The following is a 25,663-nucleotide window of genomic DNA, read 5'->3' on the forward strand; positions in this document are numbered from 1 at the left end:
GGATAATCTGCACTTTGACTTGCCATTATGCAACAAAACAACCCATCTGAACCAGACTGTCAGTGGCGACACAAACAGAACAAATTCAAATGGGTTATTGATTACATATTGCTAAAGGTCATTATTTGCAGTTACACATGCAGCAAATCTGACATTTTGGCTTAGGAACCCCAAATGGAGTTTTCATCCATGAAGCTGTTGGTGTTCTTCAGCAACTGCGTAAAGACAGCATACTTGAAGTCCTTGGTTGCGCGTTCATCGACACGAGACTTCCTCAGATCCTTGTCAACAGCTTCTGCAAAGCCGGCTTTCAACTCTTCATAAGTACTATAGACTTTTCCATTGACAGTCACTGGCTTAATACCTGAAGTTTGTGCTTTATCCACAACTTTTCTGAAGTAAGCTTTCTTGAAGGCTTCCATTGTTTCAAATTCGCCCTCAGAAATTTGCTTGATGATAAAGTTGTCGCTCAAACCAGTCACACCTTGCTCATTGGCTGTTTTACGGTGTTTATTGGAAGCATAGCTTATAAAGCCTTTTTCATAGCCATAGTAACCCCAGATTCTGAAGGTATTATGCTTGAACATCAAGGCGCCTGGCGCTCCAGTATTGTTTTGGCCGCCGCCATAGATACCCGTCATGAAGTCGATAGCAATGTAACTAGAGTCGTAATCAGCAGGGTTATAGGTTCGATTGTCAACCGCACGGTTAGACAGCAAGCCTTGGTCAACTAAGTCATCTACAGATGAAACTGACATGGCCGCTTTCTCCTCTGCCGTCAACTCTCTTACGACGTCGTATTGGGTGCGAGGATCTACAACTTTCGGCTCAATCTTCTTGAACCATTTAGCTGCGGCTTCATTTCCTTTATCCACAACCGCTTGACCTTCAAGGTAATCCAGCAACATGAGGGTATCATTATAGCCCTTCATATAATGGTCGATGTCTGCTCGGTTCTTGAAGATACTTGGCGAGCTATTGAAAATGAGACTGCCATCATTTGGACGTTCAAAGGCCATATTGAGACCCAGAGCACCCCAGCCTGGCTGACCAGGAACAGGTGACTGGAGCAGACCTTGTGCATAACCTTCTGGTCCGATACCTTGTCGTCTGCCATGTCCGCCCAGATAAATATAGCCGTCATTGACGTGGGTAAGCTCGTGCGTGAAGACGGATACACCATATTCTGTCAAGAGGTCAAAGGCCTCGAAGTTCACACGGATTGAACCAGCAGCATGGGCACCGTAGCCATTTGACTTGTACCAGCCACCAGCTCTGCCGCCAACTAGGTTAAAGAACTCGCGGGATGGTGCATAAGGATTGCCCTTATTATCATTTCCGTTGACGTCAATCCAGCCACGCCCTTCTACATCGAAACCATCCCATACAGCCGTTACATTTTCCTTGACCATTCTTGGCTTGATATTATCTGAGAGCAGTTTGTACCAAGTGTCTACGTGATTTCGATGCTGGGTCGCTACTTCCTTGATGCCCGCATTAAATCGTTCATCAGACCATGACCGGCGCTTGTCTCTGTTGACAAAGGCCATGGTGCTATAGTTTGACAGAATGGCTAAGCGCGTATTCTTCAAGGTTAGCAGCGGAAGGATATAGTTGCTGAAATATTCAGAATTGAGGTTATCAAAGACGCGATACTTAGCAGACTTAATCTCCTCGACTTCTGACTGGCGTTCTTCAAACTGAATAAATCCTCGGGTTGCATCCTTGAACCAAGTATCCATGTCCGCAAAGTCAGTCAGCAGGCGACGGTTGTAATCCAAGTAAGCCACCAAATCACTAGACTTGGACTCAGCCTTCAACTGACGTGCAAACATATTGACATTGTCTGCCCCTTTCAGTTGATTTTCTGTCGAACGTCCAATCTTAATCAAGCGATCTAGCAATGGTACTTTTTCACCATAGAAGTCTGGTTTGAAGAGCACCAGCTCTTTGAGGTTGTAGTCACTAAACTTGAGATCGTAATAACGGTTGAGGTAGGTCAGACCGAGCATGATAGCGGTCTTGTTCTCTTCGATTTTAGCTTTCAGAGCTTCATTAGCTGCTGGATTGTCAGCATGGAATCTTGTCCATTCATTAGCCAAGAGATTACCAATCATATCTTGCAAGTTGGCTTTCACTTCTGCTAGAGATTCATCCAAGAAGAGACGCTTGACTTTATTGACCTTGTCATTATCATTCGGAAGGCCAACAGAACGATAGACTTCATCACTATAGAGTTCGAAACTTCTCAAGCTTTCAGTCAGCTGGGTCAGCAAGTCATCTTTGACAGCCGTTGAGTGATTTGGAGTATAGACGGTACCAAGCTCTGCAATCTGATATTCCGGCAGAGCCGTCTGCTCAAATCGTGTTTGATTTTGAAGATTGTAGATAGTCTTGCTTCCGTCTGCAAAGTGGACTAAGATCTTATCTGCATCCGTTCCGCCAGTAACAAATTGGTTGCCCTTCAGGGCTTGAACTGACAGAACTTTCTTAGTCAACAAATCACCTGCCTTACCAGCATCCACCAGCTTGTTAGCCTCATGAATCAAGAACTCTTGATTGTAGAAAGGCATAAAGCGTTCTAGGTTCTGATAAAGTTGTTCATTTTCTGCCTTGTACTCTGGCTTATCTTGATAAGTACTTGTTCTCAGGATAGCAGCATTTAGCTTCTCAGTTGTTACTTCATTTGCGCTGGTTTGCTCAAGAGCCGTAATCCGATAGCTCTTGACTTTTTGCTCCGCTTCAGCTTCTGTCAAGCGACGGAACTTAGCATCTTTACCTGTCTTGGTTCCAGAGCTTTGTCCCTGAACACCAAAGAGGTTTTGGAGTTTTTGTCCCATCCAAGCATCGGTAATCTCATTATCAGAGCTAAAGAGCTCTTTACCGTTCACTACTGTAGCATAGCTGACGGTGTCATTGATGGTTCCATACGGCCAAATGGAAGCAGCGATACCAGCTGAATTTCTTGAGCCTACATCCTCTAACTTACCTTTGGCAACTGATTGCATCAATCTGCCCCAATTACCCCAGCCTGAACCTGAATAGTCAGTGAAGTTTTGAGCGACCAGCATACCTGCATTTTGGCCGCTCTTGACCCAAATATCCGCTTCGACGTAAGCTCGGCTTACCAAGGACATGGCGTTAGTTCCAGCGATACCGGCTGTGACAGAGTTTCCACCCTTGGACTTAATCTGACCCTTAAAGGAGACATTTTCAACTCGAGATTGGCCTTCTATATTGTTAACCAAACCGGCAATATGGTCTCTTCCTTCCAAATATCCTTGGACATTGACGTTTTCGATTACTCCTTTATTCTTCAAGCGAGCAGCAATTGTGGCAATTGTATCGCCCGCTTGCGAATCTGGATAAACCATATTGACTCGCTTAAAGTCAATATCCTTGACCGTTCCGCCAGTAATCGTATCAAATAGAGGATGCGCCAAGTCTAAAATCGCATGGCGCTCGCCATTTTGACCACCAATCAGCTGACCTTTGAATTCACCTGACAGGTAAGATTTGCTGTTAGCTGGTTTGTCAATCAGCTTGGCACTGATACTGCGCCCCAGAATAAAGGTTCCAGAAGGATCTTCCTTGATGCCGTCCAAAAGGTCTTGGAAGTCATAGTAGACATTTCCTTCCCGCTTCTTAGCCTTTTCCAGATAGAAATCAAAGCTGTTTTGAAGACCAGTTGCGCTTCTTTGCAGCAAGTCTGGAAGCTGAGCCTGAATCTTAAAGACAGGCTGGTTATCAACGACCACTTCCTCAACAGAGGTAACCGGCAGGACAGTGTCCTTGAACTGATCGGATGTAAAGTGCAGGTAATATTGATCCAGATTTGCTGGCTTTTCAGCCAGAGTAGGCATCAATTTTGTCTGGCCATTTTCAACCTTCATCAAGGAGACATTAGTAATGGACTTGAGCTCCACCTTCTTCAGGTCAAGCTGGACTGTCTCTTGAGCTAATTCCTGACTTTCCGAGCCATTTCCTAAGTCATAGGACAGAGTCGTCTCAATCTTATACGGTGTATAGTAGTCCAAACCACTGAAGCTAGCAGTTAGCTGGCCTGCCGCCAAATTCTGCTCTGCTATCAGCTGGCCATCTTTCTTCAGACGAACATGAGCACTAGTAAAGGCTTGGTCCCTATCCGTCAGCTGGTATTGGATCTGAACTGACTTCTGCAATTCATCCTTCTTAACAGCTGAAACAGTCAGAGTCGGCGCTGCTTTAAGGGCCAATAAGTCGGCTAAAGCCTGCTTGAGTTGGTTGACACCCGCATCTACTTCATCTTGACTTGACGAAGTTTGATACACCGTCGCTGCCATATTCTTAATTGCCTGCAGCTGCTGATAGGATTGGTTGGTATAAACTGCAGGATCCACAGCTGCTGCTAAAGCCAGCTGCTTGCTCAATTCTTCTTTATTGATACGAGCCTTGCTACCTCGAGTGACCACTGTATCAACTGCTTCATGCAAGATTCTTTCAGTAGTTTGTGGCTCCGAGATCCGATTACCGTCCAAGAATTCATAGCTGGTTACAATTTCTTTTTGTCCTGGAGTTCCATCAACAGTGGTCTCTTCATCAAGATACTTGCTATCATCTGTCTTGTTGACAACTTGAGGCTCAATCGTTTCTAGCTTGATGTCTGTATGCAGACTAGGTAGTTCTGGCTGAACTGTTGATTCCCCATTAACGCCGCCCGTGTACTCTGGCAAAGCTGGCTCAACTGGGGCTATGTCACCAACTGTACCAATTGGCGCATCATAGACTGGATTGTCCGCTTGAACTGTCGATTCGCCGTTAACACCACCAGTATATTCTGGTAGAGTTGGCTCGACTGGAGCTGTATCTCCTGCTATGCCTACTGGGGCAGTGTAGTCTGGATTCTCCACTTGAACTAGTGATTCACCATTAACACTGCCCGTGTATTCTGGGAGGGCCGGCTCAACCGGGGCTGTATCTCCTGCCGTGCCTTCCGAAATTGTATAGCTAGGATTGTCCGCTTGAACTAGCGATTCGCCATTAACGCCGCCCGTGTATTCTGGGAGGGCCGGCTCAACCGGGGCTGTATCTCCTGCCGTGCCTTCCGAAATTGTATAGCTAGGATTGTCCGCTTGAACTAGCGATTCGCCATTAACGCCGCCCGTGTACTCTGGCAAAGCTGGCTCTTGTAAGCTTTCCCCTTTTGCCGTCTCTATAGTTGGATTGGATGGCTGAGGAGCTGGAAGCTTCCCTGACTGTCCTGAATCATTTGCAGCAGGGTTCAGCTGATACAGCAACCCTGCCTGAGCAGCTCGATCAATAGAATCAGAATCCTCTTTTGCAGCTTCTGACACTTCTGCTTGCGCTTGAGCCTCTTGACCAGCCGGCAGAGAGGTTGTCTTGGTCTCTGTCAAAGTACGCAAATCAGAAGCGGTAAAGTAACCGATATAGTTATAGCCTGCAATAGTCACATCCGCTTCAGAAACTGCTGACGAAACCGCAACTTGACGGTTATAGGAAAGCAATTCTCGATTTTCTAGCGCAAACGCTTGAGGAGACTGTAACACAGTTTGTCCCAAGCTACCTAGCAAAAGCACTCCTAGTAATTTGCCAGATTTCTTTCGTGAGAATACCAAGACAGCCAAAATAGCCGTTCCCGCAAATAAGCCGAGAAGCGGCTGACCGTTATTTCCTGTACTCGGTAAGACAGTTTGCCCATCTTGCTTCCGATAAATCAGGTAATAATTTTCCCCTGTTTGCAGATTTTCAGGCAGCCCCTTCCTAATCAGACCTTTTTCCTGCTCTGTTAGCTCTTGCTCTTCAACATAAGTATAGTGAGCAGTCGCACCGCCTCCAACTTCATCCGCAGCAACAGTCGAGCTGGACAAAGAGCTCCCAAAAATCAGAGCTGCAATGGCAACTGAGCCCACACCGACAGACAATTTGCGAATCGAATATTTCTGAATTCGCTCCTGCACTTTTTCAAAACGTTTCACTTTATAAATCCCCTTTTTCCTAAAATGTATAAAGCAAATCTCCCAATATCTCTCTAGCAGACTCCTCAGCATGCTAAAAAGATGCGTTTTATACACTTAGTATTATCATATATCTTTTAGGAAATTTTTACAATAGATTTTGCTTAAAAAAATCATTTATTTTTGTAAAAATAAATAGAGAAAACCTCTTTACGCTTTTTATGGTGAATTTCTTTTGATTAAAAGGCTGGTCAAAGTGGTTCTTTCCCTTGACTGCATGCGCTCAATGCCCTTCTAGAAAACATAAAAAGAACAGCATTAGGCTGCTCCTTTTTATATGATTACAAATCTTCCAAGGCATCTTTCATTTTGTCGAAGAAGCCTTTTTTCTTAGGATTGACCGAGATATTCCCTGCTTCCGCAAATTCTTTGAGGGCCGCTTTTTGACGGTCGTTGAGGCCAGTCGGTGTCACAACATTGACAGTAACATACTGGTCACCCATGTTTCCACCACGCAGACTCGGTGCTCCTTTACCACGCAGACGGAAACGCTTGCCAGTCTGTGTTCCTTCTGGAATATTCAGCTCAACATCCCCGTGAACAGTTGGAATATCAACGCTGTCACCAAGAGCTGCTTGGACAAAGTTGAGATTGAGCTTGTAGTAAATGGTAGAGCCATCGCGCTCAAACTTATCACTCGGCTCAACTTGGACCACGACATAAAGATCACCATAAGGGCCGCCATTAAAGCCTGCCTCACCTTGACCAGACAGACGGACCTGCTGACCAGTTTCCACACCAGCAGGGATTTTGACCTTGACGCTGTGAGCCTGTTTTTCATGCCCCGTTCCATGACAGGTTTCACAAGGACTTTTGATTTCTTTTCCTCGGCCGTGACAGACATCACAGGTCACTTGGCGACGCATCATGCCAAGCGGTGTTTGGGTATCAACATTGATGACACCTGAGCCATGACAGCGGCCACAGGTAACAGGACTAGTCCCTGGCTTGGCACCAGACCCAGCACAGGTATGACAGGTCGCTTCGCGGTTATACTTGATTTCCTTCTCAGCTCCGAAAATGGCTTCTTCAAAGCGGAGATTTACACGATACTGAAGATCGTCCCCTTGGCGCGGAGCATTAGGATTACGCGAAGCACCGCCACCAAAGAAGCTAGAGAAGATGTCTTCGAAGCCGCCAAAGCCGGAGCCATCAAAACCACCGAAGCCGCCTGCACCGCCGCCAAAGCCACCATTAGCTCCCGCTGCGCCGTATTGATCATAGGCTGCCCGCTTTTGCTCGTCGCTCAGCGTTTCATAAGCCTCTTGGACTTCTTTATATTTGTCCTCCGCCCCAGCTTCTTTATTAATATCGGGGTGGTACTTTTTAGATAATTTCCGATAGGCTCTCTTAATCTCATCCTGAGAAGCATTCTTAGAGACACCTAGACGGTCATAATATTCTGTATTGTTCATGTAAGATACCAAGACCGTAAAATTCGACTGAAAAATAGGAAATCAGGCGACGGAGCGATGCTCCTAGACTGATTTTTCTTTTTTCTGAGAATTTAGGTCGGGTTCAGTTCCTTTCTTTTATATTGAGTCAGAATTTTTGGAACCCGTGTTCAGTTGCGAACACCCATGTTCCTTTCTTTAAATTTTAGAAAATATTGATCAGAGGGTATTTTCAAATTCATGCTTCATTTCAGCAAACTCTTCTTCTGATAAAGTGAATATCAAGTCCTCTTCCGGATACTGATTCCGTTCTTTAAAATAGTTGTCAGCATTATCTACCAAACCTAGACTAAGAAGCACTTTTCTTGCAAACGCTTGATGTGCAAAGCCAACAGCTGTAATGATGTTTTTATCTTGCAGAACAGCTTGAGCTTTGAAATTTTCACGCGGAAGAAATTCAAAATAGTCAAAGAAATTTTGCCAAATCCCACCAGTAAATCTCGTATCGTTCAACAAACCAGCTTTAGCCAATAAAATGGGCGCTGAGGAAATAGCTGCAATTAAAACTTCTTGCTGCTTCAAACTTCTTAGGAAAGAAATCAATTTTTCATCATGCAAAGCAGGGGCAATATTTATCATCCCTGGCAAAATAACACAAGAATAGTCTTCTATAACTACTTCATCCAGTGTTCTAGTAGGTTGACAGGCTAATCCATCTTCTGTTCTTATAACATTTCTATCTGAACTAGCATAATCAACCTCAACACCAAAAGATAGAGCTAAAGTACTGGTCAGACTAACTACTTCATAAAGTGAAAAATTAGGATAAATTAAACAGAGCACTTTCTTCATAAGCGTCACCCTCTAGTTTAGCGAAAAACAGAGGCTGGGTTGCAACCTCTGGATTTCTTCCTATCATTACGACGTTCTAAAACAAAGTCGATTATACTTTGTTTTAGAACTAATAAGGCGTTTAGGCAAGTCGCCATAGCGATTTCCTGATTTTCAAGCTCGGGATAAAATAGTCCACTGGACTATTTTACTTCTCAGTAAACTCTCCGTCTACGACATCATCATCCGCCTTGGTTGAGCCTGTGTTTTCAGCTCCTTCTGCTCCTGCTTGGGCTTGTTGAGCCGCAGCAGCTTGCTCATAGAGTTTCACTGCCAGTGCTTGAGCTTTTTCGTTAAGAGCTTCCAATTTAGCTTTCATATCGTCTAAGTTATTGTCTTCTTGCGCTTTCTTAAGTTCATCAAGGGCAGCTTGGGCAGCGTCACGCTCTGCGTCGAAGCCTTTGCCTTCAGTTTCCTTGATGGTCTTTTCAGTAGCAAAGATAACTTGGTCAACTTCGTTACGAAGATCAACTTCTTCCTTACGTTTCTTATCTGCTTCAGCATTCGCTTCTGCATCCTTCATCATGCGGTCGATTTCTTCGTCAGTCAGGCCGCTGTTAGATTGGATGACAATGTGTTGTTCTTTTTGAGTTCCAAGGTCTTTAGCCTTAACAGACACGATACCATTCTTATCGATGTCAAAGGTTACTTCGATTTGAGGGATTCCACGAGGAGCAGCTGGGATATCTGTCAATTGGAAACGTCCAAGAGTCTTGTTATCTGCTGCCATTGGGCGTTCACCTTGAAGAACGTGGATATCAACGGCTGGTTGGTTGTCTGCCGCAGTTGAGAAGACTTGTGATTTAGATGTTGGGATTGTAGTGTTGCGGTCGATAAGTTTTGTGAAGACTCCACCCATTGTTTCGATACCAAGTGACAATGGTGTTACGTCAAGAAGGACAACGTCTTTGACATCACCAGTGATGACACCACCTTGGATAGCAGCACCCATAGCAACTACTTCATCAGGGTTTACTGATTTGTTTGGTTCTTTACCAGTTTCAGCCTTAACAGCTTCTACAACAGCTGGGATACGAGTTGAACCACCAACCAAGATTACTTCGTCGATTTCTGACAAGCTCAAGCCTGCGTCAGAAAGAGCACGGCGAACTGGTTCTTTAGTGCGCTCTACCAAGTCACGAGTCAAATCGTCGAATTTAGCACGAGTCAGAGTCATTTCCAAGTGGAGAGGTCCAGCATCACCAGCTGTGATAAACGGCAAGCTGATTTGAGTAGAAGTTACACCTGAAAGGTCTTTCTTAGCCTTTTCAGCTGCATCTTTCAAACGTTGAAGCGCCATCTTGTCATTTGACAAATCGATGCCATTTTCTTTCTTGAACTCAGCTACCATGTGGTCGATAATCTTTTGGTCAAAGTCGTCACCACCGAGTTTGTTGTCACCAGCAGTTGCCAATACATCAAAGACGCCATCACCCAACTCAAGGATTGAAACGTCGAAGGTACCACCACCCAAGTCAAAGACCAAGATCTTTTCTTCTTTATCTTGTTTGTCAAGACCGTAAGCAAGGGCTGCTGCAGTTGGTTCGTTGACGATACGTTCTACTTCAAGGCCAGCGATTTTACCAGCATCTTTAGTCGCTTGACGTTGTGCATCGTTAAAGTATGCCGGTACTGTGATAACTGCTTTGCTTACTTTTTCACCAAGGTACTCTTCTGCATAGCCTTTCAAATATTGCAGAATCATAGCTGAGATTTCTTGCGGAGTGTATTCTTTACCGTTAGCAGCTACTTTTTCAGAAGTTCCCATTTTTGATTTGATGGAAATGATTGTATCTGGATTTGTTACTGCTTGACGTTTTGCCGCATCACCAACGATGATTTCACCATTTTTGAATGACACTACAGATGGCGTTGTACGATTTCCTTCTGGATTTGCAATGATTTTGCTTTCAGTTCCTTCAAGAACTGCAACTGCTGAGTTTGTTGTACCTAAGTCAATACCGATAATTTTAGACATGTGTTTTTCTCCTTAAATTTTATATTCTATTTTCTTTTTGATACTCTTCTTAGGTGGCGCCGCCGTCAGAGCTTGACTTTATCAATCTCTTTGACTAAACTTTGAGCCTAAGGTCTCAAAGTTTGCGCGAATAGCGCCACGGCGAAGAGTATCGTCTTTGGTTCGCTTCGCTCACTATTGCAAAGCTGAACAATTTTTTATCTTTCTTCATAGTTTATTGTCGTTTCGGACAAGTTTTCTATTATGTAAGTTATGACACGAGAAGTCGAAGTTATACGCAGTAGCTGATTGGCAGTTCACTTCGCAAACGCTCGTGACCAGCCTAATCACCCTTGCGGGGGTGCGTCAACGAAATCAAAGATTTCTGACTTACCTCCTAGTTATAAACAACCACCATAGCCGGTCTAAGGATACGGTCATGAAGTTTGTAGCCTTTTTGGAAGACCTGCGCGATAGTGTCAGCTGTGTGCTCATCGTCAGCTGGAACTGTTTGAATGGCCATGTGATAGTTATGATCAAAAGCTCCGTCGGCTGGAATTTCTTCGATCCCCTCTTCTTTGAGAGCATGAATCAAGCTTTCCTGTACCATTTCCAGTCCTTTTTTGACATCATCTGTCAGACCTTCAACGGCAAGCGCACGCTCCAGATTATCTATCGAAGGCAAAATAGCTTTTGCCAAGTCCTGGCTGCGGTATCTTTGCAGCTGCTGGCGTTCTTCATTTGCTCGGCGCTGGATGTTCTGCATTTCTGCATGAGCACGGAGATATTTGTTTTCAAAATCTTCTGCCCGCTCATTCGCTAGTTCTAATTCTGATTTTTCAGAGCTTGCTGATTCAGCTTGCTCAGCTGTTTCTACAGCCTCCTCTTTTACTTCTACATCTTCTGGATGTTCTTCTTGTTTATGTTTTGCCACAAGGCACCTCCTTTTTAGGAATATTTATACTATATTTAGTGGACTTCATAGTGATTACTGCTCAGATAGCGATAGAAGTCGGTCAGTTTCATGGTCAGCACGCGGTTGACGACATTCATCTGACTGACCAGTCGTTGGTAGTCAAGATTGACCGGACCGACAACTGCCAGCACCCCAAATCCTCGATAAGGAATCAGGAATTTGCTGGAAATCAGTGTTAAATCAGCCAAACAGTTTTCTCTACTGTCTGCCACGCGCACGCTTTGCATCTGATCTTCAGCCAAACTATCGCGAATTTCAAAGGCTACTTTCTGCGGGTCATCAAAAAACCGATAAGCCGTCAGATCTGAGAATTCCAAGAGCTGAACCTTGCCAGACAGAATCACATTTTCCTTGAAAATATCACCAAAGATATGCTCAAAGAGCTGGATGACATTGTCCGTCGTAGTGAAATAGCGCTGGATAATCTGCGGAATTTCCGTCCGAATCTTGTAATGGATGTCCAGCACTGTCTGTCCCAAGAACCGTTCCCTTACTAGGCCTTTAAGCCTATCCAGGTCTTCTTTTAAGAAGTTGCGCGGAATCATAAACTGACTAGTGATGGTATTGGACTCATCCAGGGTGAAGACTGCCAGAGCCGTGTGCTGACTGAGCACAACAATATCAAAAGCTGTCAAACGCTGCCGACTGGGTTCTACATCCAGTGCAACAACCGTGCATCCACTGAGCTTGGTTAAAAGGTCCGCTGCCTGTTGAAGAATGTCCTCCAAGTTGAAAAACTCATGGTCAAAGGCTTTGATAACCTCATAAAGTTCATTCTCAGCGAGACGATCAAAGGACAGAGAATGCTTGACAAAGTACTGAAAACCAGCCACGCTCGGCTTACGGCCGCTGGACGTATGCGCCTTTTCCAGAAGTCCCTGCTTTTCCAAAGCCGCCATATCGTTTCGGATAGTGGCACTACTGGAATTGATGGAATCCTGCAGGGCTTTGGAGCCGACCGGCTCGTGAGTCTTGGTAAAGATATCAATAATCAAATTCAAAATCTCATTTTGACGCTCCGTGACCACGGCATCACCTCCAATCAAGATTCTGCTGTCGATTAGCACTCAGCCACTTCGAGTGCTAACTCATGATTCTATTATACACTCTTCTACTCCAAAGTCAAGACAAAAACTCAAAAAATTAGCACTCTTTTTACAAGAGTGCTAAAAATCAGTCTAGCGACCTAGATTAGTCGTCCAAAATTTGCAAACGGCGCATCAAATAGAAAGAAATTCCTGCAAAAAGGAGCAACCAAACTAGCAGAGCCAAAAATTCTCCGCTCCATAAATGGAAATGAGACCAATCTTTCATATAGCTAGTAAATAGGCCCATAAAGCTATAACGCAGCACCTTAAATAAATCCTCGCTCATATTTGAAAACATAGGAATAAATGCCGCCAAGAGCATGGCTGGGACACTAAGAGATTGTGCCATGACCTGATTTTTACAAAACAGACCAACCATTAAAAAGAAGAAAATTAAGACCAGCATGGTCAATAAGAGAACCAAACTATAGCTGAACAGATGATTAGAAAGCTTAGCTCCTACCAAAATTGGGGTAATGACGATATAAAAAATCCCAATAATTGCTGGCCAGATTAAAGCGGAGAGAATGTATTGACCCGCTGTCACACCAGCCAAGCGCAAACTTTGCAAATTATGTTTTTCTCTTTCCTCAGCTAGAATGATGATAATGGGTGTTCCAACTGACATGGCTAGAGAGAAAGGCAGAGAGATCGTAAGCAACATAATAGCTAGTTTATCCACTCCAATTTCCTTACCTGCTCCATTCAGAGAAAAAATAAATTTATAGAGAAAAATGAGTAAAATCGGCATAAAAACCTGTAATAGAATACTTTTATTAGCTAGCGTCACTTGACCTCTCAGCCAAATCATACCTTTTAATTTATTAGACATTTAAGGTACCTCCTGTCAACGTGATGAAAACATCTTCCAAAGTTGGTTCGCAGGAATGAATACTGATAACATTGGACAAATCCAAACCACCTTGCAGTTCATCAAAGGTAACTGTCTTCGTCGTCAAATCTACATATTCTAAACGAACCTTCTTATCCGTATTGTACTTTTGGATTATCTCATGCGGACTGCCTACCTCAACTAATTTCCCTTTACTGAGCAAGGCCAAGCGATCACACAAGAGGGTAGCTTCCTGCATATCATGAGTCGTCAGAAAAATAGTTGTCCCCTGCGCTTTTAGTTCCAGCAACAATTCGTGAATGGTGCGAGAAGTTGACGGATCCAAACCACTGGTTGGCTCATCCAAAAAAAGCAGTTTAGGTCGATTAATCAAGGCACGCACCAGTAACATGCGCTGCTTCATACCCGTAGATAGTTTTTCAGCCACCTTGTTGCGACTATCATAAAGCCCCACTTTTCGGAGAAGTTCATCGACTTCTGTCATATTAACACCAAAGAGCATAGCATAGGCCTTGAGATTTTTATAAAGTGACATCTTTTCATAAAAGCCACTGCCATCGCTGACAATACCAATCTGCTCCAGGACTTCTACCTTAAAATCCTCAACCAGAGCAGACAACACATGAGCTGTTCCAGCATCTGCAGACAACTGACCAGTCAAGATATTGATAGTCGTCGTTTTACCAGATCCAGACGGTCCTAGGAAGCCAAAAATTTCTCCCTCTTGGATGGAAAAATCGATTCCTGCCAAGGCTTCTTGTTCCTTGAATTTCTTTTTCAAGCCTTGCACTTCAATAATGGTCTTTTTCATTGTTTTCCTCGCTTTCACAACAGTATTTAACAAAACTGCAATCAATCTTTCAGTTCCTGCCTCATTTTCCAAAAACGCAAGGCAATATGGACCAGTTGACAGAACAGAATGAGCAATATAAGACAGTCTATTGCTAAGATTGATTTGAATAACAGACTTGCTTTCAAACTTTTCTGGGAAATATCTAGAATGAGATAAGTCGTGACACACAAAACCATGATGGCTGGCAAAAATCGCCATACAAGCAAACGCTTGACCATTTCTAGCTTAGACCATGCGTCATTATAGATTTCAAGATCGCTGTCTGCATCAAGCTGAGAAACTGGCTTGCGGAAATAAGAGAACTGATTAAAGTTTGTAATATGCTCCCAGCCACAATCCTCAAACAGTTGATAATAGGATTCTTGCTCCGCCTTCTTTATGGGGCGAAAATCCAATTGATAGGCCACTTCCTGAGGCGGACAGGCTTCAAATGTATAACGAACTGCAACAAGAAAGGGAGAATAACTTACTTTCTTCAATTTCCAGCCTTGACTGTGCATTTTTTTAAAATAAGCTGCTTCTCTGTCATAGTCTGCAATGGTAAAGATTTTATAGACAATTTTCTTTTCCATCAAACTTCCTCCTTACTATTGCGGTAAAGGCGCTCAATCCGCTGGATTTCCAAGCCCAAAATTTTCTGTCCAAGTTCTGTAATCTGGTAGAGCTTTCTCTTTTCTTCCTCACGAACAAAGGCAATCAGACCATCTTTTTCCATCTTTGCCAAGGTCCCGTACATGGTCCCCGGGCTGATAGATAGCTGTCCTTCTGTCAGCTCCTTGACTTTTTGAGTAATACTGTAGCCATGCCTTTCTTTCTGAAGACAGAAGAGGATATAAAAACCTGTCTCTGTCATTGGCACATAGACTCTCCTAAGCTTTTCTGTCAATCCACTCATCTTCTCATCTCACTTTCACCTCGATATATCGAACCTTGATATAAAAAATTATATCGCAGTCCGATATAGTTGTCAAGGATTTATAAATATTTTTTTACAAAAAGTAATTCATTTTTATCTATCAATACTTGCAGCTGATTTGATCAGAAGCTAAAAGGATTAGAGACCTGCATCCTGATAAATCAGCATAAAAAAAGCCAGGAAATCCTGACTTACTTGTTTATTTTCCTGCTGCCTTGAGCAGGGCGATATATTCTTCCAGAACCAGATTGTGCTTCTGCATATACTGGGCATTCTCCACACCGACATAGCGGTAATGCCAATTCTCAAAGTCAACTCCGGTAATATCACTCTTGCCATCCGGATAGCGAAGGACAAAACCATACTGGGGAGCTAGCTCCGCAATCTTGGCTGCCAATTCATCTTCCTGACCTTCTGGGACACTCATATCAATAGCCAAGCCCGTTTGATGCTCGCTGGCTCCTGGAAGTTGCACCTGCTTCAGCACAATGCTGACTGCTTCTTCATTTGACAAGCCTTTGGCGACTTCCCCAGCAACTTTTTCGTTATAGAGTTCCTCCTGCTCAGCTCGGCTGCGATAGCCAGAGATTAAAGTTTCTTCAGGAGCTATCGCTTGGGCTGCTGCTAGGAATTGCCGAGTATTTTCAGCAATGCGGCTGTCGACCTGGACCTCTCCAATCTGAGTCAGATCAGGTGTTTTTTCTTCTTGCTGGTTGTCACGATTGACCAAAATCAAATTCCAGTCAGTAGAAGAAACCTTGGGCAAATCAGACTGCGAACTCTCTGAGCTAGAAGAGCCCTTCGTAGCAGAACTGCTAGACGAACCCGAAAATTGAATTTTTGCAAGCAGATCTTGTAACAAGGACGGACGGAAATAAATCGCCGTTCCTCCAGCTGCCAGACACAAGACGATTAACAACAAAAGCGTCAACCCAATCTTCTTAGACTTCGATTTTCTCTTTTCTTTGCGATGTTTAGCGCGCTTCAACTTCTTCCTCCATTACTTTGGCACCGGCCTCTCGATAAGACATGTCTCCGACGCAAGCTACTGTGAATTTACCGTCTTCATAGTCTACAATCGTCACACTGCCATTGTCCAAACCATGAGGCTGAGTTCGATTGATTAGATAAACAAAGGTTCCGATAGTCATGCCGTGGCTGACTACAAGAGCATTGCCGCCGCCAGCAGCTTCCAGCTCCTCAGCTATGGCTGAAAAACCTTCCCAGATTCGGCCGCTGAGCTTTTCCCAGTTTTCCGCCCAGCCAGCTGTATCGACTTCTACAAGACCTTCTGCTAGCTCAGCATAGCTGAGCTGATGGACATGCTCAATATTGAAAACCCGAGGCATCACACCCATAAAGAGTTCCCCATCATAACCGCCATCAAAACTGCCAAAACACCATTCACGAATCCGCTTGTCAAAGGTATAAGGAATCTGACCTGTCAGGCCAAGTTCCTCTAGAATAATGCCCATGGTCTGAATAGTCCGGCCGCTGTCGCTGGAACGGGCCAATTTGAAATCAAGCCCAACTTCTCTCAAGCCAATGCCCAACTCATGAATGCCACGTTCCCCGACTTCAGTCAAAGGGGTATCAGACCAGCCTTGAGCCCGGCCGATAGTATTAAACATGGTCTTGCCATGACGAACCAAGTATAATCTTGTTTTTGCCATTTCATTTCCTCCGTTGTTCTTTTCATATTATACCATTTTATGAAGAAATTGGCGCCATCTGGCTTTCAAAGCAAAAAGCAGGAGTCTAAAAACTCCTGCTCATTCTTGATTTTCTCGGTCCAATATAGCTGCACCAACCTGACGATAAGACAAATCACCCAAGGTTTGGATAGTAAAGTGACCATCTTCATATTCCAGCACTGTGACACTGCCATTATCAACATTAGGATTTTTCGTGATATTCTCATCAACCAGATAAGCCAAGGTACCAATGGTCATGCTATGGCTGACGACCAGAGCATTGCCGCCGCCAGAGGACTCCACCTCTCTAGCAATGGCTTCAAAGCCTTCTAAAATCCGACCGCTAAGCTTGTCCCAAGGTTCAGCCCAGCCAGCTGAATCCACTTCTACCAGGCCATTCGCCAAATCCGGCCAACTGAGTTCCTTGTAATTATCCGTCTTAAGAACTCGTGGGATAACGCCATGAAAGAGCTCACCCCCATAGGCACCATCAAAACTTCCGAAACACCACTCCCGGATACGCTTGTCATAGCGATAGGGAATCTGGCCAGTCAGACCCAGCTCCTCTAGGATAATCCCCATGGTCTGAATGGTCCTGCCGCTATCACTGGAAAAAGCCTTGATAAAAGGCAAGCCAGACTCTCGCAATCCGATACCCAGCTCACGAATACCGCGCTCGCCTTCGGCAGTCAGCGGCGTATCAGACCAGCCCTGTGCCCGGCCGATAGTATTGAACATGGTCTTGCCATGACGGATAACATAGAGTCTTGTTTTTGACATAGTTTACCTCTTTTATTTTTTCTTTGTTTATTATAGTATAGGCCTTCGTATTCTTTAGATAAAGAAGAGGGAGAACTCGGTTTCCCACTATGATAGACAGCTGCTCACTGTGAAGTCAGCATTTAATCAACTATAGAGACTTAATATGAACTTTGACGGCACTGACACATCCAAGAACAATGTACAGATAATGGAGCCAATAATTAAGACCAAACTGTCCGGATAAAGCGGCTTTATTAATAGCGATAATGGCTTGCAAAATATTTCCTTCCCCTCGGTAAAAAGAATTGGCATAACCGATTTGAACAGCTAAAAAGCTCATCGTTAAAGTAAAAAAGAAACTTGCCACAATTCCTAAAACAGAAATTCCTTTGACAAACTTTTCATAGCAAGCAATGCTAAATAGCAGTGTAAAACCTGATATGAAGCCCATAGCCAAGGATGCACCTGTCAGGAAGAAGACGAGGCATGCACCAAGCAAGCTAGTCAAGAAAGCTCCGAAAATCCCCAGGAAATAATGTATTTTCTGCGGACTTTGATGAGGAAGGGGGCGCTTTGTCACCTTATCCTGTGAGATGGAAATCATCCGCTCATAGCTTGATGGCGTGAGAAAGAGCCAATCTCCTTTGAACTGATACAGGTCTACATCTCCGGTTTCACCAGTTTTCTCACAGGCGCTAACCAGCCCTTGCTCCTCAAAGTAGCGGGTGCAGTCCTCGATAGCCTCCTCCAAAATATCCGGCAGCAGATCTCGATCCTGATCAGCCAAAATCTGACAGGCTAGGCTATAGCCAGCTCTCTCAAAATCAATCAAGACCTCAGAATCGTTGATCAAAGTTTCCAAGGTATCTCGACCGATATAGCCCTGCTCACATCTGACTGAAAAGAAAATCGCAAATTCATCGCCATCTGTTATGGTCTCTAGATAAAAAGCATAGTCCCTTCTACGGCCATATATAATGCCGCTCTCTTTATCAACATCCAAACCTAAATCAAGGGCTAGCTCAGCTAGCTCTCTTTTATTCATAACCTAAATAATCTCCTTATAATCCCCTATCTTTCAAGTATCCAGCTAGATTCAATCCCGCAAACTCCTATTCGGAAACTGAATAGCTGTCCTTTACGATGCTTTCATAAAAGCTTTTTCAAATCTAGCTTTTTAATTTTTAAAGCTGTGAATGGGCGCTGGAATCTGACCGCCCCGCGCGATAAAGGCGGCTGACGAAGCCTGATTGACCTTCATGACCGGAGCTGTTCCCAAGAGCCCGCCAAATTCAATCATATCTCCTTCCTTGCCCTTTGGAATAATCCGCACAGCTGTCGTCTTCTGATTGATAACGCCAATCGCTGCCTCATCCGCAATCATGGCCGCGATGGTTTCAGCCGTTGTCACCTCTGGAATGGCAATCATATCCAAACCTACCGAGCAGATAGCTGTCATAGCTTCTAGCTTTTCTAGATTGAGCGAGCCATTCTGTACTGCCGCAATCATGCCCTCATCTTCTGACACAGGAATGAAAGCACCAGACAGTCCGCCAACCTGATTGCAAGCCATGACACCGCCTTTTTTAACTTGGTCATTGAGCAGGGCAAGTGCCGCTGTCGTGCCATGAGTGCCAACTGTTTCCAAGCCCATTTCTTCCAAGACACGGGCAACTGAGTCTCCGACTGCCGGTGTTGGAGCCAGACTCAAGTCAACAATCCCGAACTTGACGCCCAGACGCTCGCTGGCCATCTGACCGACCAACTGGCCGATACGGGTGATTTTGAAGGCCGTTTTCTTGACCGTTTCTGCGACCACGTCAAAGCTCTCACCACGTACCTTTTCCAAGGCTCGCTTGACAACACCTGGCCCAGAAACACCAACGTTGATGACCACATCTGCTTCACCAACACCATGGAAGGCGCCTGCCATGAAAGGATTGTCCTCTACCGCATTGGCAAAGACGACTAGCTTGGCCGCCCCCATGTCAGAAAGCTGGGCCGTTTCCTTGATAATCCGCCCCATATCCGCAACTGCCGTCATATTGATACCGGTCTTAGTCGAGCCGATATTGACAGAGGAGCAGACCTTATCCGTCTCAGCCAAAGCACGTGGAATAGAATTAATAAGAATTTCATCGCCTTTTTGATAGCCCTTTTGGACCAAAGCTGAGAAGCCACCGATAAAGTCAACACCGATCTCTTTAGCCGCCTTATCTAAAGCCTTGGCTAAGGGTAGATAATCCGTCGCATCTGTCGCTGCCCCAATCAGAGAAATCGGAGTCACTGATACCCGCTTATTGACGATGGGAATCCCGAGCTCTGCAGCAATTTCGTCCCCAACTGCCACCAGGTTTTTCGCTTTGGTCGTGATTTTTTGGTAAATCTTCTCCGCCGCCCGATTAATATCTGTGTCGATGCAGTCCAAGAGTGAAATGCCCATGGTGATGGTCCGAATATCAAAATTCTGCTCCTCAATCATGGCAATGGTTTCTGTTACTTGTCTAATATCCATCCTTCACTCCTTAGATATTGTACATGGCATCAAAAATGGCTGCGCTTTGAATGTTGATTTTGACGTTGAGCTCTTGGCCGAAAGCTTCAAACTCATTGCGAAGGGCCGTAAAATCTTGCTTTTCATCGCTTGACACCAAGGCCATCATGGTAAAATATTCCTCCAAAACGGTTTGGGAAATATCATCAATATTCAACCCCAGCTCCGCAATCTTAGTGGAAACTCCGGCTACAATCCCTGTTTTATCTTTTCCGACAACGGTAATAATTGCTTTCATGCTTGGCTCCAATCATTTTTAGTTTGTCTCATTGTAGCATAAATTCAAGGATTTTGTATACTATTTCAGAAAATAAAGGCAGAAGGTTCGGATATTGCAAATAGTGCTTGGAACAAGGAAGATGCCTCTATGCTAAGCAGCTTACTGAATTACCAGGCTTCCCTTTGCTTTAGGGTTCTTGTTTTAAGACAAACACTTAAAAATCACACCTCCCAATGATGCAAGGTGTGATTTCAGTAATAAGCTCTGCTATTTTTCAACATAGGTATGAAGCGGATAGGTCGGATAGGCCAAGTCACTCGCTATCCCCGAAGGGAGCTATAGATACATTTATTATCCTTACAAAGTAAAATCTATCTTGAAAAACCTCCAAAACGGAAAGCTTTTGTTTGTTTTAAATTTGTTCTGGATAGGATGCTGCCAGCTCGTTCTTTAGATATTCTGCCAGATGCTGATGAGCAAAAATTTCTGCTTTTTCTTCTGCTGTCGGATTATAGTTGGTATTGGTGTTCACATCATAGACATAAATCTGACCGCTCTCCGACTCTACCCACTCAATAGCTGCCACATCAATACCAGCCTGAGCTAGAAATGTCTCGTAAGCCTGTCTTTGACTAGCAGGTAGCGGATCTGTGATTTGAAACTTATCTGAGTTCTCTAGCTGAGCAGGCCTTTGCCCAATCTGACACCCATCTGCCGGACAAAGCTGAAAGCCTTCTGATGAATCGATGGACACTGTATAAAGAAACTTCCGGTTAATGAACTCCGAACGACGAATCCGACCATCCGCAGGCTTGATATAGGCCTGAAGCAGGGTAATCCCATCCACAGAAGGTTCAAAAGCAGGACTGTCTACATAGGATTTCAACTCCGCCTCACTATTGAAGAGCTGCACTCCCAAACCTTTCCCAGCCCGATTATGCTTGGTAATCAGAGGATAAATATTAAGCTTTCTAGCTGCCTCCAGAATATTCTCCTGTCCCAAAACACCTACCGTCTCTGGATAAGCAATTCCAACCTCAGAAAGCTTCAAATACTGTTTAATTTTGCTGATTTCTAGATTAATAGCTCCGCTGCCATTGATGACCTTGCGACCGTGAGCTTCCAGCCAAGCTAGAACCTGCTCTGAAAATTCTGGTGCATAGCGGTGTCCCCGAGTATGAGAAGAAGCGGACATCCGATTGTAGAAAATTCCTGTTGGAGGCGGACTCTGCAGATCTAGGATCCCACTTGACAAATCCCAAAGTTCATAGGGCACATCTTTTTCCTCCAGCCACTTGACCAAGTGCTGCGTCCACTCCAAATTTTCATGAATAACGTATACTTTTGCTTGACTCATAAGTCTTCTCTCCTTTAGGAATACCGAACAGCCAGCTTGCTGCTTTTCGATTCTTCTACTACATTGCCTTCCGTCTTTTCAATAACACTGACGGCCAAAACCTGGCCTAGAACATTGAGAGCAGTTCGACCAGCATTGACAAAGAAATCAACCGCAAAAATCAAGGCAACGCCTTCCACTGGTAGGCCTAGTTGAGGCGCAGCTGCCAGCAAGACAACAATCGCTCCAGAAGGCACCGTTGCAGCTGTTTTACCAATCAATGTCAAAAGCAAAACAGTAAAGAAAAGTCCTGATACAGAAAAAGCAATCCCATAAGCATGGGCGATAAAGATGGTGGCTACTGAGAAATAGACAGCAGCCCCTTCAAGATTAAAAGTGTAACCCAAAGGCACAACCAAATCTATGACATGCTCATCATATCCCTGCTTCTTTAAATCTTTTAACAGCGGCGGCAGGACAACGCTGGAACTGCCAGAGACAAAAGCCAAAGTCAGAAGACTCCAAATCCGTTGCAAGCTTGTCAGATAAGGAATTCTGAAAGCAAAAGCAATCAAAGGAAAAATCACTAAAGCCAGAACCGCATAAGCCAGATAAGTTCCTGCTACAAATTGCCCCAAACCGACCAACTTGTCAACTCCTGTCGTAGCCACATCCTTAGCAATAAAGCCAAAAATACCAATCGGGGACAGCTTCACAATCACACCGACAATTTTATAAATAGCCTCAATCCAAATCTGTAGCAGCTCAACAGCTTTCTGAGTCTTTTCTTCCTTGAGACTTCCAAGCCCAAATCCTAAAAATATAGCAAAAACAATAATAGGAAGCAGAGCTCCTTCTGAAAGCGACTTGACAATATTGGAGGGAATGAAGCTAAGCAAAAAATCATCCAGCTGAATACTTTTGGTAATCCCGTCAATGCTGGCTCCCGCCTGACCGATATTGACTCCCTGACCAAAGCCCAGATAATAAGATGCAAAGACAAAAATAAAAGTAATCGCCGTCGTGACCCCAAAGAAATAGAGCAGACTCTTTGACAAAAGCTTCCCGAAAGATTTCTTGCCGATCACACCAGCTACTGCTACGACCACAACCGGAAAGACCAGTGGAATAATCACCATATTAATCAAACTGATAAAAGCTTGACCCAGAAATTGATAAAAAGCCGAAAACTGCGGCCAGATAAGAGCAACAAGAACACCCAAAATCAAAGCAATCAACATCTGCAAGCCCAGAGTAACCTTTGACCATAAAGAAACGATTTTCATTCCAAACTCCTTTAGTCTATTTTGATAGCTATTTTACTATGATTGCCCCTATCTGGCTAATATATATTTTCTATGAAAGCAATAGAAGAATTTTATAGGTGAGTTGAATAGCGTAAAAAAGCCATCCAAGAAATAACTCTTGAATGTCTATTAGTTTTATCCCTATAGAATGATTCCTCTAACGAAGCATATATTATTAAAACTTTTCAAATTCCAATTAGTCAATCGGTTCACCTCCGATACTTATGTAATTACCTATAATCATTTCTTCAAGATTTACACTTTCATCATCATCATTAATCGGTATATCCACTCCCCACCCCGATTCTTCAATATTATTGATACGCCCAAAAACATTAATATAATACTCGGGATTTGTAAGACCGCCATCACTCCATTGCGTCTCTTCCCAATCAATCTGAACTGATTCGACTTTTGGACTTTGAGCTTTTACCAAATCTATAATTCTTGCTCATGATTTTTTAGATAAGCGAGCTGTTTTTGCTTGATGGCTTCTTTATCATCTTTGATAGCCTTTTTTGAAGAAGCAACTTTCTTATCTTGTTTATTACTTTCTTTTTGAGTCATGGCACATCCTCCCAGACTTACGAGCGCCACTATTGATGCAATTGTTGCGATTATGCTTTTCGTTCGTTTTTTCATAACGTCTCCTTAAATTTTTTGATACCACACTAATTTTCTAAAACAGCTGGTAACATCCATACTAATTTTTCAGTCACTCAAAACTCAATATTACACATCTAGTGTACTATATAAATTTTTAAAAATCTATAAATTACTAAATCTTAGCAAGCTATTTACTTAGACTTATTTTACAAATCATAGCCACCCATCTAGGGACCACATACGCAAGGCAGGTGGTTTATTTTTCTTGTACCTTGGAGAGCGAAAGAGGCTGAAAACCACATAACTACTTCTCTATCTTCAAGATCTTTACAGCCTCTTCATTACAACTAATAGATCTCTGCTAACATTACTTCAATTTCTATCAAAGAAGTTGTTCTAAAAGCTTTAAAACAAAGAGATAAACAAAATCATTAAATTGACTCTTTTAATTTCTTATATGATATAATTATTTTAAAAATCATATTAGTGAGAAATACTATGTCAAAGAAAAAAGGCACGAGAAAGAGAAAATCATCTACTGCAAAATACATCTTCGTAAGCGGAGCTTTAATTTTAGCCTCTACAGTTCTTCTGCCTAGAGTATTGAAAAAAACTAGAAATTATGTATATAAAAAACAAGTAACACTAACTAATCATCTAAAAACTAGTTTTGATGGGAAGGACACGTTAGTTAAAAAATCTGACTATAACAAAGGTAGAAGATAATGCAAATTAATACAGATAATATTGCGCAGCAATGTCTCAACGCGATTAATGATAAAATTAATAATTTAAAAAGATTAAACATCATCGTCATTGGCAAATCAGGTGTTGGCAAAAGTACACTAATTAATAGTTTGTTTAGAGGGAATTTTGCTGATACTGGACTAGGCCGACCAGTAACTCAGGAAATTCGCAAAATTGAAAAAAACGGATATCCTTTGGCAATCTACGATACACCCGGCTTTGAATTGTCATATACCCAACAGGAGAGTGTCAAAGATGAAGTCATTAAACTAATTAACAACGGTTACTCTTCTAATGACATCAATGAGGTCATTCACTGTATTTGGTATTGTATTAATGTCGGTTCAAACCGTACTTTTGATAGTTCGGAAGTGGAATGGCTCAGAGAGTTTTCTGAGAAGAATAAACAGTCTAAGGTCCCAATCATCGTTGTCCTTACTCAATCTGTACCTAAAAAGAAAGCACTAGAAATGAAAGCTCATGTTGAGCAGGAAAACTTAGATGTTTGTAAAGTTGTGCCTATTCTAGCTCAGGACATGGATTTTGACGAGGAATATGTCGCTAAAGCTTTTGGATTAGATACTTTGATTGATGTAATGTCTGAGATCTTGCCAACTGAACTGCAGGATACATTGCAAAATATCCAAAAAGTATCTCTGGAATCTAAAAAAAAACATGCTAGGGCAGTCATTGCGACTGCAGTAGCAGCAAGTTTTGGTGAAGGTTTCGCACCAGTTCCATTTGCAGATGCCTTCATGCTTGTGCCGACTCAGATAAGCATGATTACTGGCATTACTGTAATTTTTGGGCTTGATATCAATAAAACCTTTCTAACCGCCTTTGTATCCTCAACTTTAGGATCTGGGGGAGCAACTTTCCTTGGAAAAACAATTGTCTCTAATATACTCAAATTTATTCCCGGAGTAGGAACAGCAGTTGGCGGAACGATTTCTGGAACTACTGCTGGATTAATTACAACTGCTTTAGGCGAGGCTTACCTATTTTTAATGGAACAAATATTTAAAGGAGAAATAAGCAAAGAAGCTCTAGGTACTGCTGCCGGACAAAAACAAATGACAAAACTTTTTAGAGAACAATTGTCTAAAAAAAGATAATACCCCAAGATTTTGAATCTTGGGGTATTATTCTAATCATGTTTTAGATGAAATTCCATTAGAAACCTCAAAATGAATTAGGGAAATTTTGCTAGAAATTCTTGATTTTTACAAGAAAAAGATATCCAAAAGAGTCCTCTTGAATGTCTGTAAAGTTTGATATAATCGTATTGATTAACGTTTTGAGAACTGACTAGCTTTACGAGCTTTCTTAAGACCTGGTTTGGAAAGTATGGATTTCAGTTGGACTAAAAACAGCGTAATATCAAGGATTTTCAGAACGATATCTACTTTTTAATTTCATAAAATATGAATCAATAAATTATAAATAGGGGAATAGTTTAGGTCTGTAAGCATTAAAATAATACACCTAACTTTGG

20 protein-coding genes and 1 pseudogene are annotated in these 25,663 nt (G+C 43.1%); 2 read left to right on the forward strand and 19 right to left on the reverse strand.

Going from position 1 to position 25,663, the window contains the following annotated elements; all coding sequences use genetic code 11:
* Positions 1-161: 161 nt before the first annotated feature.
* The 19 genes and pseudogenes from RP262_RS09770 to RP262_RS09860 form a co-directional block, all read right to left on the reverse strand.
* Positions 162-5,975 carry a ZmpA/ZmpB/ZmpC family metallo-endopeptidase gene (locus RP262_RS09770; RefSeq protein ID WP_311155023.1) on the reverse strand — a complete coding sequence of 1,938 codons (5,814 nt, stop codon included), beginning with the start codon at positions 5,973-5,975 and terminating at the stop codon, positions 162-164.
* Between the two features lie 320 nt (positions 5,976-6,295).
* Positions 6,296-7,429 carry a molecular chaperone DnaJ gene (dnaJ, locus tag RP262_RS09775; protein WP_295504849.1) on the reverse strand — a complete coding sequence of 378 codons (1,134 nt, stop codon included), beginning with the start codon at positions 7,427-7,429 and terminating at the stop codon, positions 6,296-6,298.
* Between the two features lie 198 nt (positions 7,430-7,627).
* On the reverse strand, positions 7,628-8,260 hold the full coding sequence (locus RP262_RS09780) for a DJ-1/PfpI family protein (RefSeq protein ID WP_311155024.1): 633 nt from the start codon (positions 8,258-8,260) through the stop codon (positions 7,628-7,630).
* 187 nt (positions 8,261-8,447) lie between these two features.
* Positions 8,448-10,277 (reverse strand): molecular chaperone DnaK, encoded by a 1,830-nt coding sequence (dnaK, locus tag RP262_RS09785; protein WP_311155025.1) that lies wholly within the window; start codon positions 10,275-10,277, stop codon positions 8,448-8,450.
* A gap of 376 nt (positions 10,278-10,653) precedes the next feature.
* On the reverse strand, positions 10,654-11,190 hold the full coding sequence (grpE, locus tag RP262_RS09790) for a nucleotide exchange factor GrpE (protein ID WP_311155026.1): 537 nt from the start codon (positions 11,188-11,190) through the stop codon (positions 10,654-10,656).
* 35 nt (positions 11,191-11,225) lie between these two features.
* Positions 11,226-12,260, reverse strand: coding sequence for a heat-inducible transcriptional repressor HrcA (gene hrcA, locus RP262_RS09795; protein WP_311155034.1), 1,035 nt, complete (start codon positions 12,258-12,260; stop codon positions 11,226-11,228).
* A 163-nt stretch (positions 12,261-12,423) separates the two neighbouring features.
* Positions 12,424-13,152, reverse strand: a complete 729-nt coding sequence (locus RP262_RS09800; RefSeq protein ID WP_111675326.1) for an ABC transporter permease — start codon at positions 13,150-13,152, stop codon at positions 12,424-12,426.
* Positions 13,145-13,984, reverse strand: a complete 840-nt coding sequence (locus tag RP262_RS09805; protein ID WP_311155027.1) for an ABC transporter ATP-binding protein — start codon at positions 13,982-13,984, stop codon at positions 13,145-13,147. The genes RP262_RS09800 and RP262_RS09805 overlap by 8 nt, the downstream gene beginning before the upstream one ends.
* Before the next feature lie 41 nt (positions 13,985-14,025).
* Positions 14,026-14,598 carry a DUF2812 domain-containing protein gene (locus tag RP262_RS09810; protein WP_111675324.1) on the reverse strand — a complete coding sequence of 191 codons (573 nt, stop codon included), beginning with the start codon at positions 14,596-14,598 and terminating at the stop codon, positions 14,026-14,028.
* Positions 14,598-14,921, reverse strand: coding sequence for a PadR family transcriptional regulator (locus RP262_RS09815; RefSeq protein WP_111675323.1), 324 nt, complete (start codon positions 14,919-14,921; stop codon positions 14,598-14,600). Before RP262_RS09815 ends, RP262_RS09810 begins: the two co-directional genes overlap by 1 nt.
* A gap of 220 nt (positions 14,922-15,141) precedes the next feature.
* On the reverse strand, positions 15,142-15,930 hold the full coding sequence (locus tag RP262_RS09820) for a D-alanyl-D-alanine carboxypeptidase family protein (protein ID WP_125439218.1): 789 nt from the start codon (positions 15,928-15,930) through the stop codon (positions 15,142-15,144).
* A complete protein-coding gene (locus RP262_RS09825; protein ID WP_311155028.1) occupies positions 15,917-16,615 on the reverse strand; it encodes a histidine phosphatase family protein in 699 nt (232 codons plus the stop codon). The genes RP262_RS09820 and RP262_RS09825 overlap by 14 nt, the downstream gene beginning before the upstream one ends.
* Before the next feature lie 99 nt (positions 16,616-16,714).
* The gene (locus RP262_RS09830; protein WP_311155029.1) at positions 16,715-17,416 is read right to left on the reverse strand and encodes a histidine phosphatase family protein; all 702 of its coding nucleotides are present in this window, start codon (positions 17,414-17,416) and stop codon (positions 16,715-16,717) included.
* Positions 17,417-17,546: 130 nt separating this feature from the next.
* Positions 17,547-18,443 (reverse strand): hypothetical protein, encoded by an 897-nt coding sequence (locus RP262_RS09835; protein WP_311155030.1) that lies wholly within the window; start codon positions 18,441-18,443, stop codon positions 17,547-17,549.
* 132 nt (positions 18,444-18,575) lie between these two features.
* Entirely contained in the window at positions 18,576-19,913 is a 1,338-nt protein-coding gene (locus RP262_RS09840) for a PFL family protein (RefSeq protein ID WP_311155031.1), read from the reverse strand.
* A gap of 10 nt (positions 19,914-19,923) precedes the next feature.
* The gene (locus tag RP262_RS09845) at positions 19,924-20,190 is read right to left on the reverse strand and encodes an ACT domain-containing protein (RefSeq protein WP_002893729.1); all 267 of its coding nucleotides are present in this window, start codon (positions 20,188-20,190) and stop codon (positions 19,924-19,926) included.
* Between the two features lie 394 nt (positions 20,191-20,584).
* Positions 20,585-21,529 (reverse strand): alpha-L-glutamate ligase, encoded by a 945-nt coding sequence (locus RP262_RS09850; protein WP_311155032.1) that lies wholly within the window; start codon positions 21,527-21,529, stop codon positions 20,585-20,587.
* Positions 21,530-21,543: 14 nt separating this feature from the next.
* Positions 21,544-22,794 (reverse strand): dicarboxylate/amino acid:cation symporter, encoded by a 1,251-nt coding sequence (locus RP262_RS09855; protein ID WP_002908002.1) that lies wholly within the window; start codon positions 22,792-22,794, stop codon positions 21,544-21,546.
* A gap of 217 nt (positions 22,795-23,011) precedes the next feature.
* A pseudogene (locus RP262_RS09860) lies at positions 23,012-23,457 on the reverse strand (hypothetical protein).
* Between the two features lie 462 nt (positions 23,458-23,919).
* Between RP262_RS09860 and RP262_RS09865 the strand changes: the two are divergent.
* Positions 23,920-24,147 carry a hypothetical protein gene (locus RP262_RS09865; RefSeq protein ID WP_126435092.1) on the forward strand — a complete coding sequence of 76 codons (228 nt, stop codon included), beginning with the start codon at positions 23,920-23,922 and terminating at the stop codon, positions 24,145-24,147.
* On the forward strand, positions 24,147-25,283 hold the full coding sequence (locus tag RP262_RS09870; RefSeq protein WP_311155033.1) for a GTP-binding protein: 1,137 nt from the start codon (positions 24,147-24,149) through the stop codon (positions 25,281-25,283). Before RP262_RS09865 ends, RP262_RS09870 begins: the two co-directional genes overlap by 1 nt.
* The last annotated feature ends 380 nt before the right edge of the window (positions 25,284-25,663 follow it).

The organism is uncultured Streptococcus sp. (assembly GCF_963456385.1).
Classification (GTDB): domain Bacteria; phylum Bacillota; class Bacilli; order Lactobacillales; family Streptococcaceae; genus Streptococcus.

Bases quoted from the DNA above. Each gene is read 5' to 3' on its own strand.
- RP262_RS09845 (WP_002893729.1), bottom strand. From the start codon at position 20,190: ATGAAAGCAATTATTACCGTTGTCGGAAAAGATAAAACAGGGATTGTA.
- RP262_RS09805 (WP_311155027.1), bottom strand. From the start codon at position 13,984: ATGAAAAAGACCATTATTGAAGTGCAAGGCTTGAAAAAGAAATTCAAG.
- RP262_RS09835 (WP_311155030.1), bottom strand. From the start codon at position 18,443: ATGAATAAAAGAGAGCTAGCTGAGCTAGCCCTTGATTTAGGTTTGGAT.
- RP262_RS09800 (WP_111675326.1), bottom strand. From the start codon at position 13,152: ATGTCTAATAAATTAAAAGGTATGATTTGGCTGAGAGGTCAAGTGACG.
- dnaJ (WP_295504849.1), bottom strand. From the start codon at position 7,429: ATGAACAATACAGAATATTATGACCGTCTAGGTGTCTCTAAGAATGCT.
- RP262_RS09870 (WP_311155033.1), top strand. From the start codon at position 24,147: ATGCAAATTAATACAGATAATATTGCGCAGCAATGTCTCAACGCGATT.
- RP262_RS09865 (WP_126435092.1), top strand. From the start codon at position 23,920: ATGTCAAAGAAAAAAGGCACGAGAAAGAGAAAATCATCTACTGCAAAA.
- RP262_RS09840 (WP_311155031.1), bottom strand. From the start codon at position 19,913: ATGGATATTAGACAAGTAACAGAAACCATTGCCATGATTGAGGAGCAG.
- RP262_RS09830 (WP_311155029.1), bottom strand. From the start codon at position 17,416: ATGTCAAAAACAAGACTCTATGTTATCCGTCATGGCAAGACCATGTTC.
- RP262_RS09780 (WP_311155024.1), bottom strand. From the start codon at position 8,260: ATGAAGAAAGTGCTCTGTTTAATTTATCCTAATTTTTCACTTTATGAA.
- RP262_RS09850 (WP_311155032.1), bottom strand. From the start codon at position 21,529: ATGAGTCAAGCAAAAGTATACGTTATTCATGAAAATTTGGAGTGGACG.
- RP262_RS09810 (WP_111675324.1), bottom strand. From the start codon at position 14,598: ATGGAAAAGAAAATTGTCTATAAAATCTTTACCATTGCAGACTATGAC.
- RP262_RS09815 (WP_111675323.1), bottom strand. From the start codon at position 14,921: ATGAGTGGATTGACAGAAAAGCTTAGGAGAGTCTATGTGCCAATGACA.
- RP262_RS09825 (WP_311155028.1), bottom strand. From the start codon at position 16,615: ATGGCAAAAACAAGATTATACTTGGTTCGTCATGGCAAGACCATGTTT.
- RP262_RS09855 (WP_002908002.1), bottom strand. From the start codon at position 22,794: ATGAAAATCGTTTCTTTATGGTCAAAGGTTACTCTGGGCTTGCAGATG.
- dnaK (WP_311155025.1), bottom strand. From the start codon at position 10,277: ATGTCTAAAATTATCGGTATTGACTTAGGTACAACAAACTCAGCAGTT.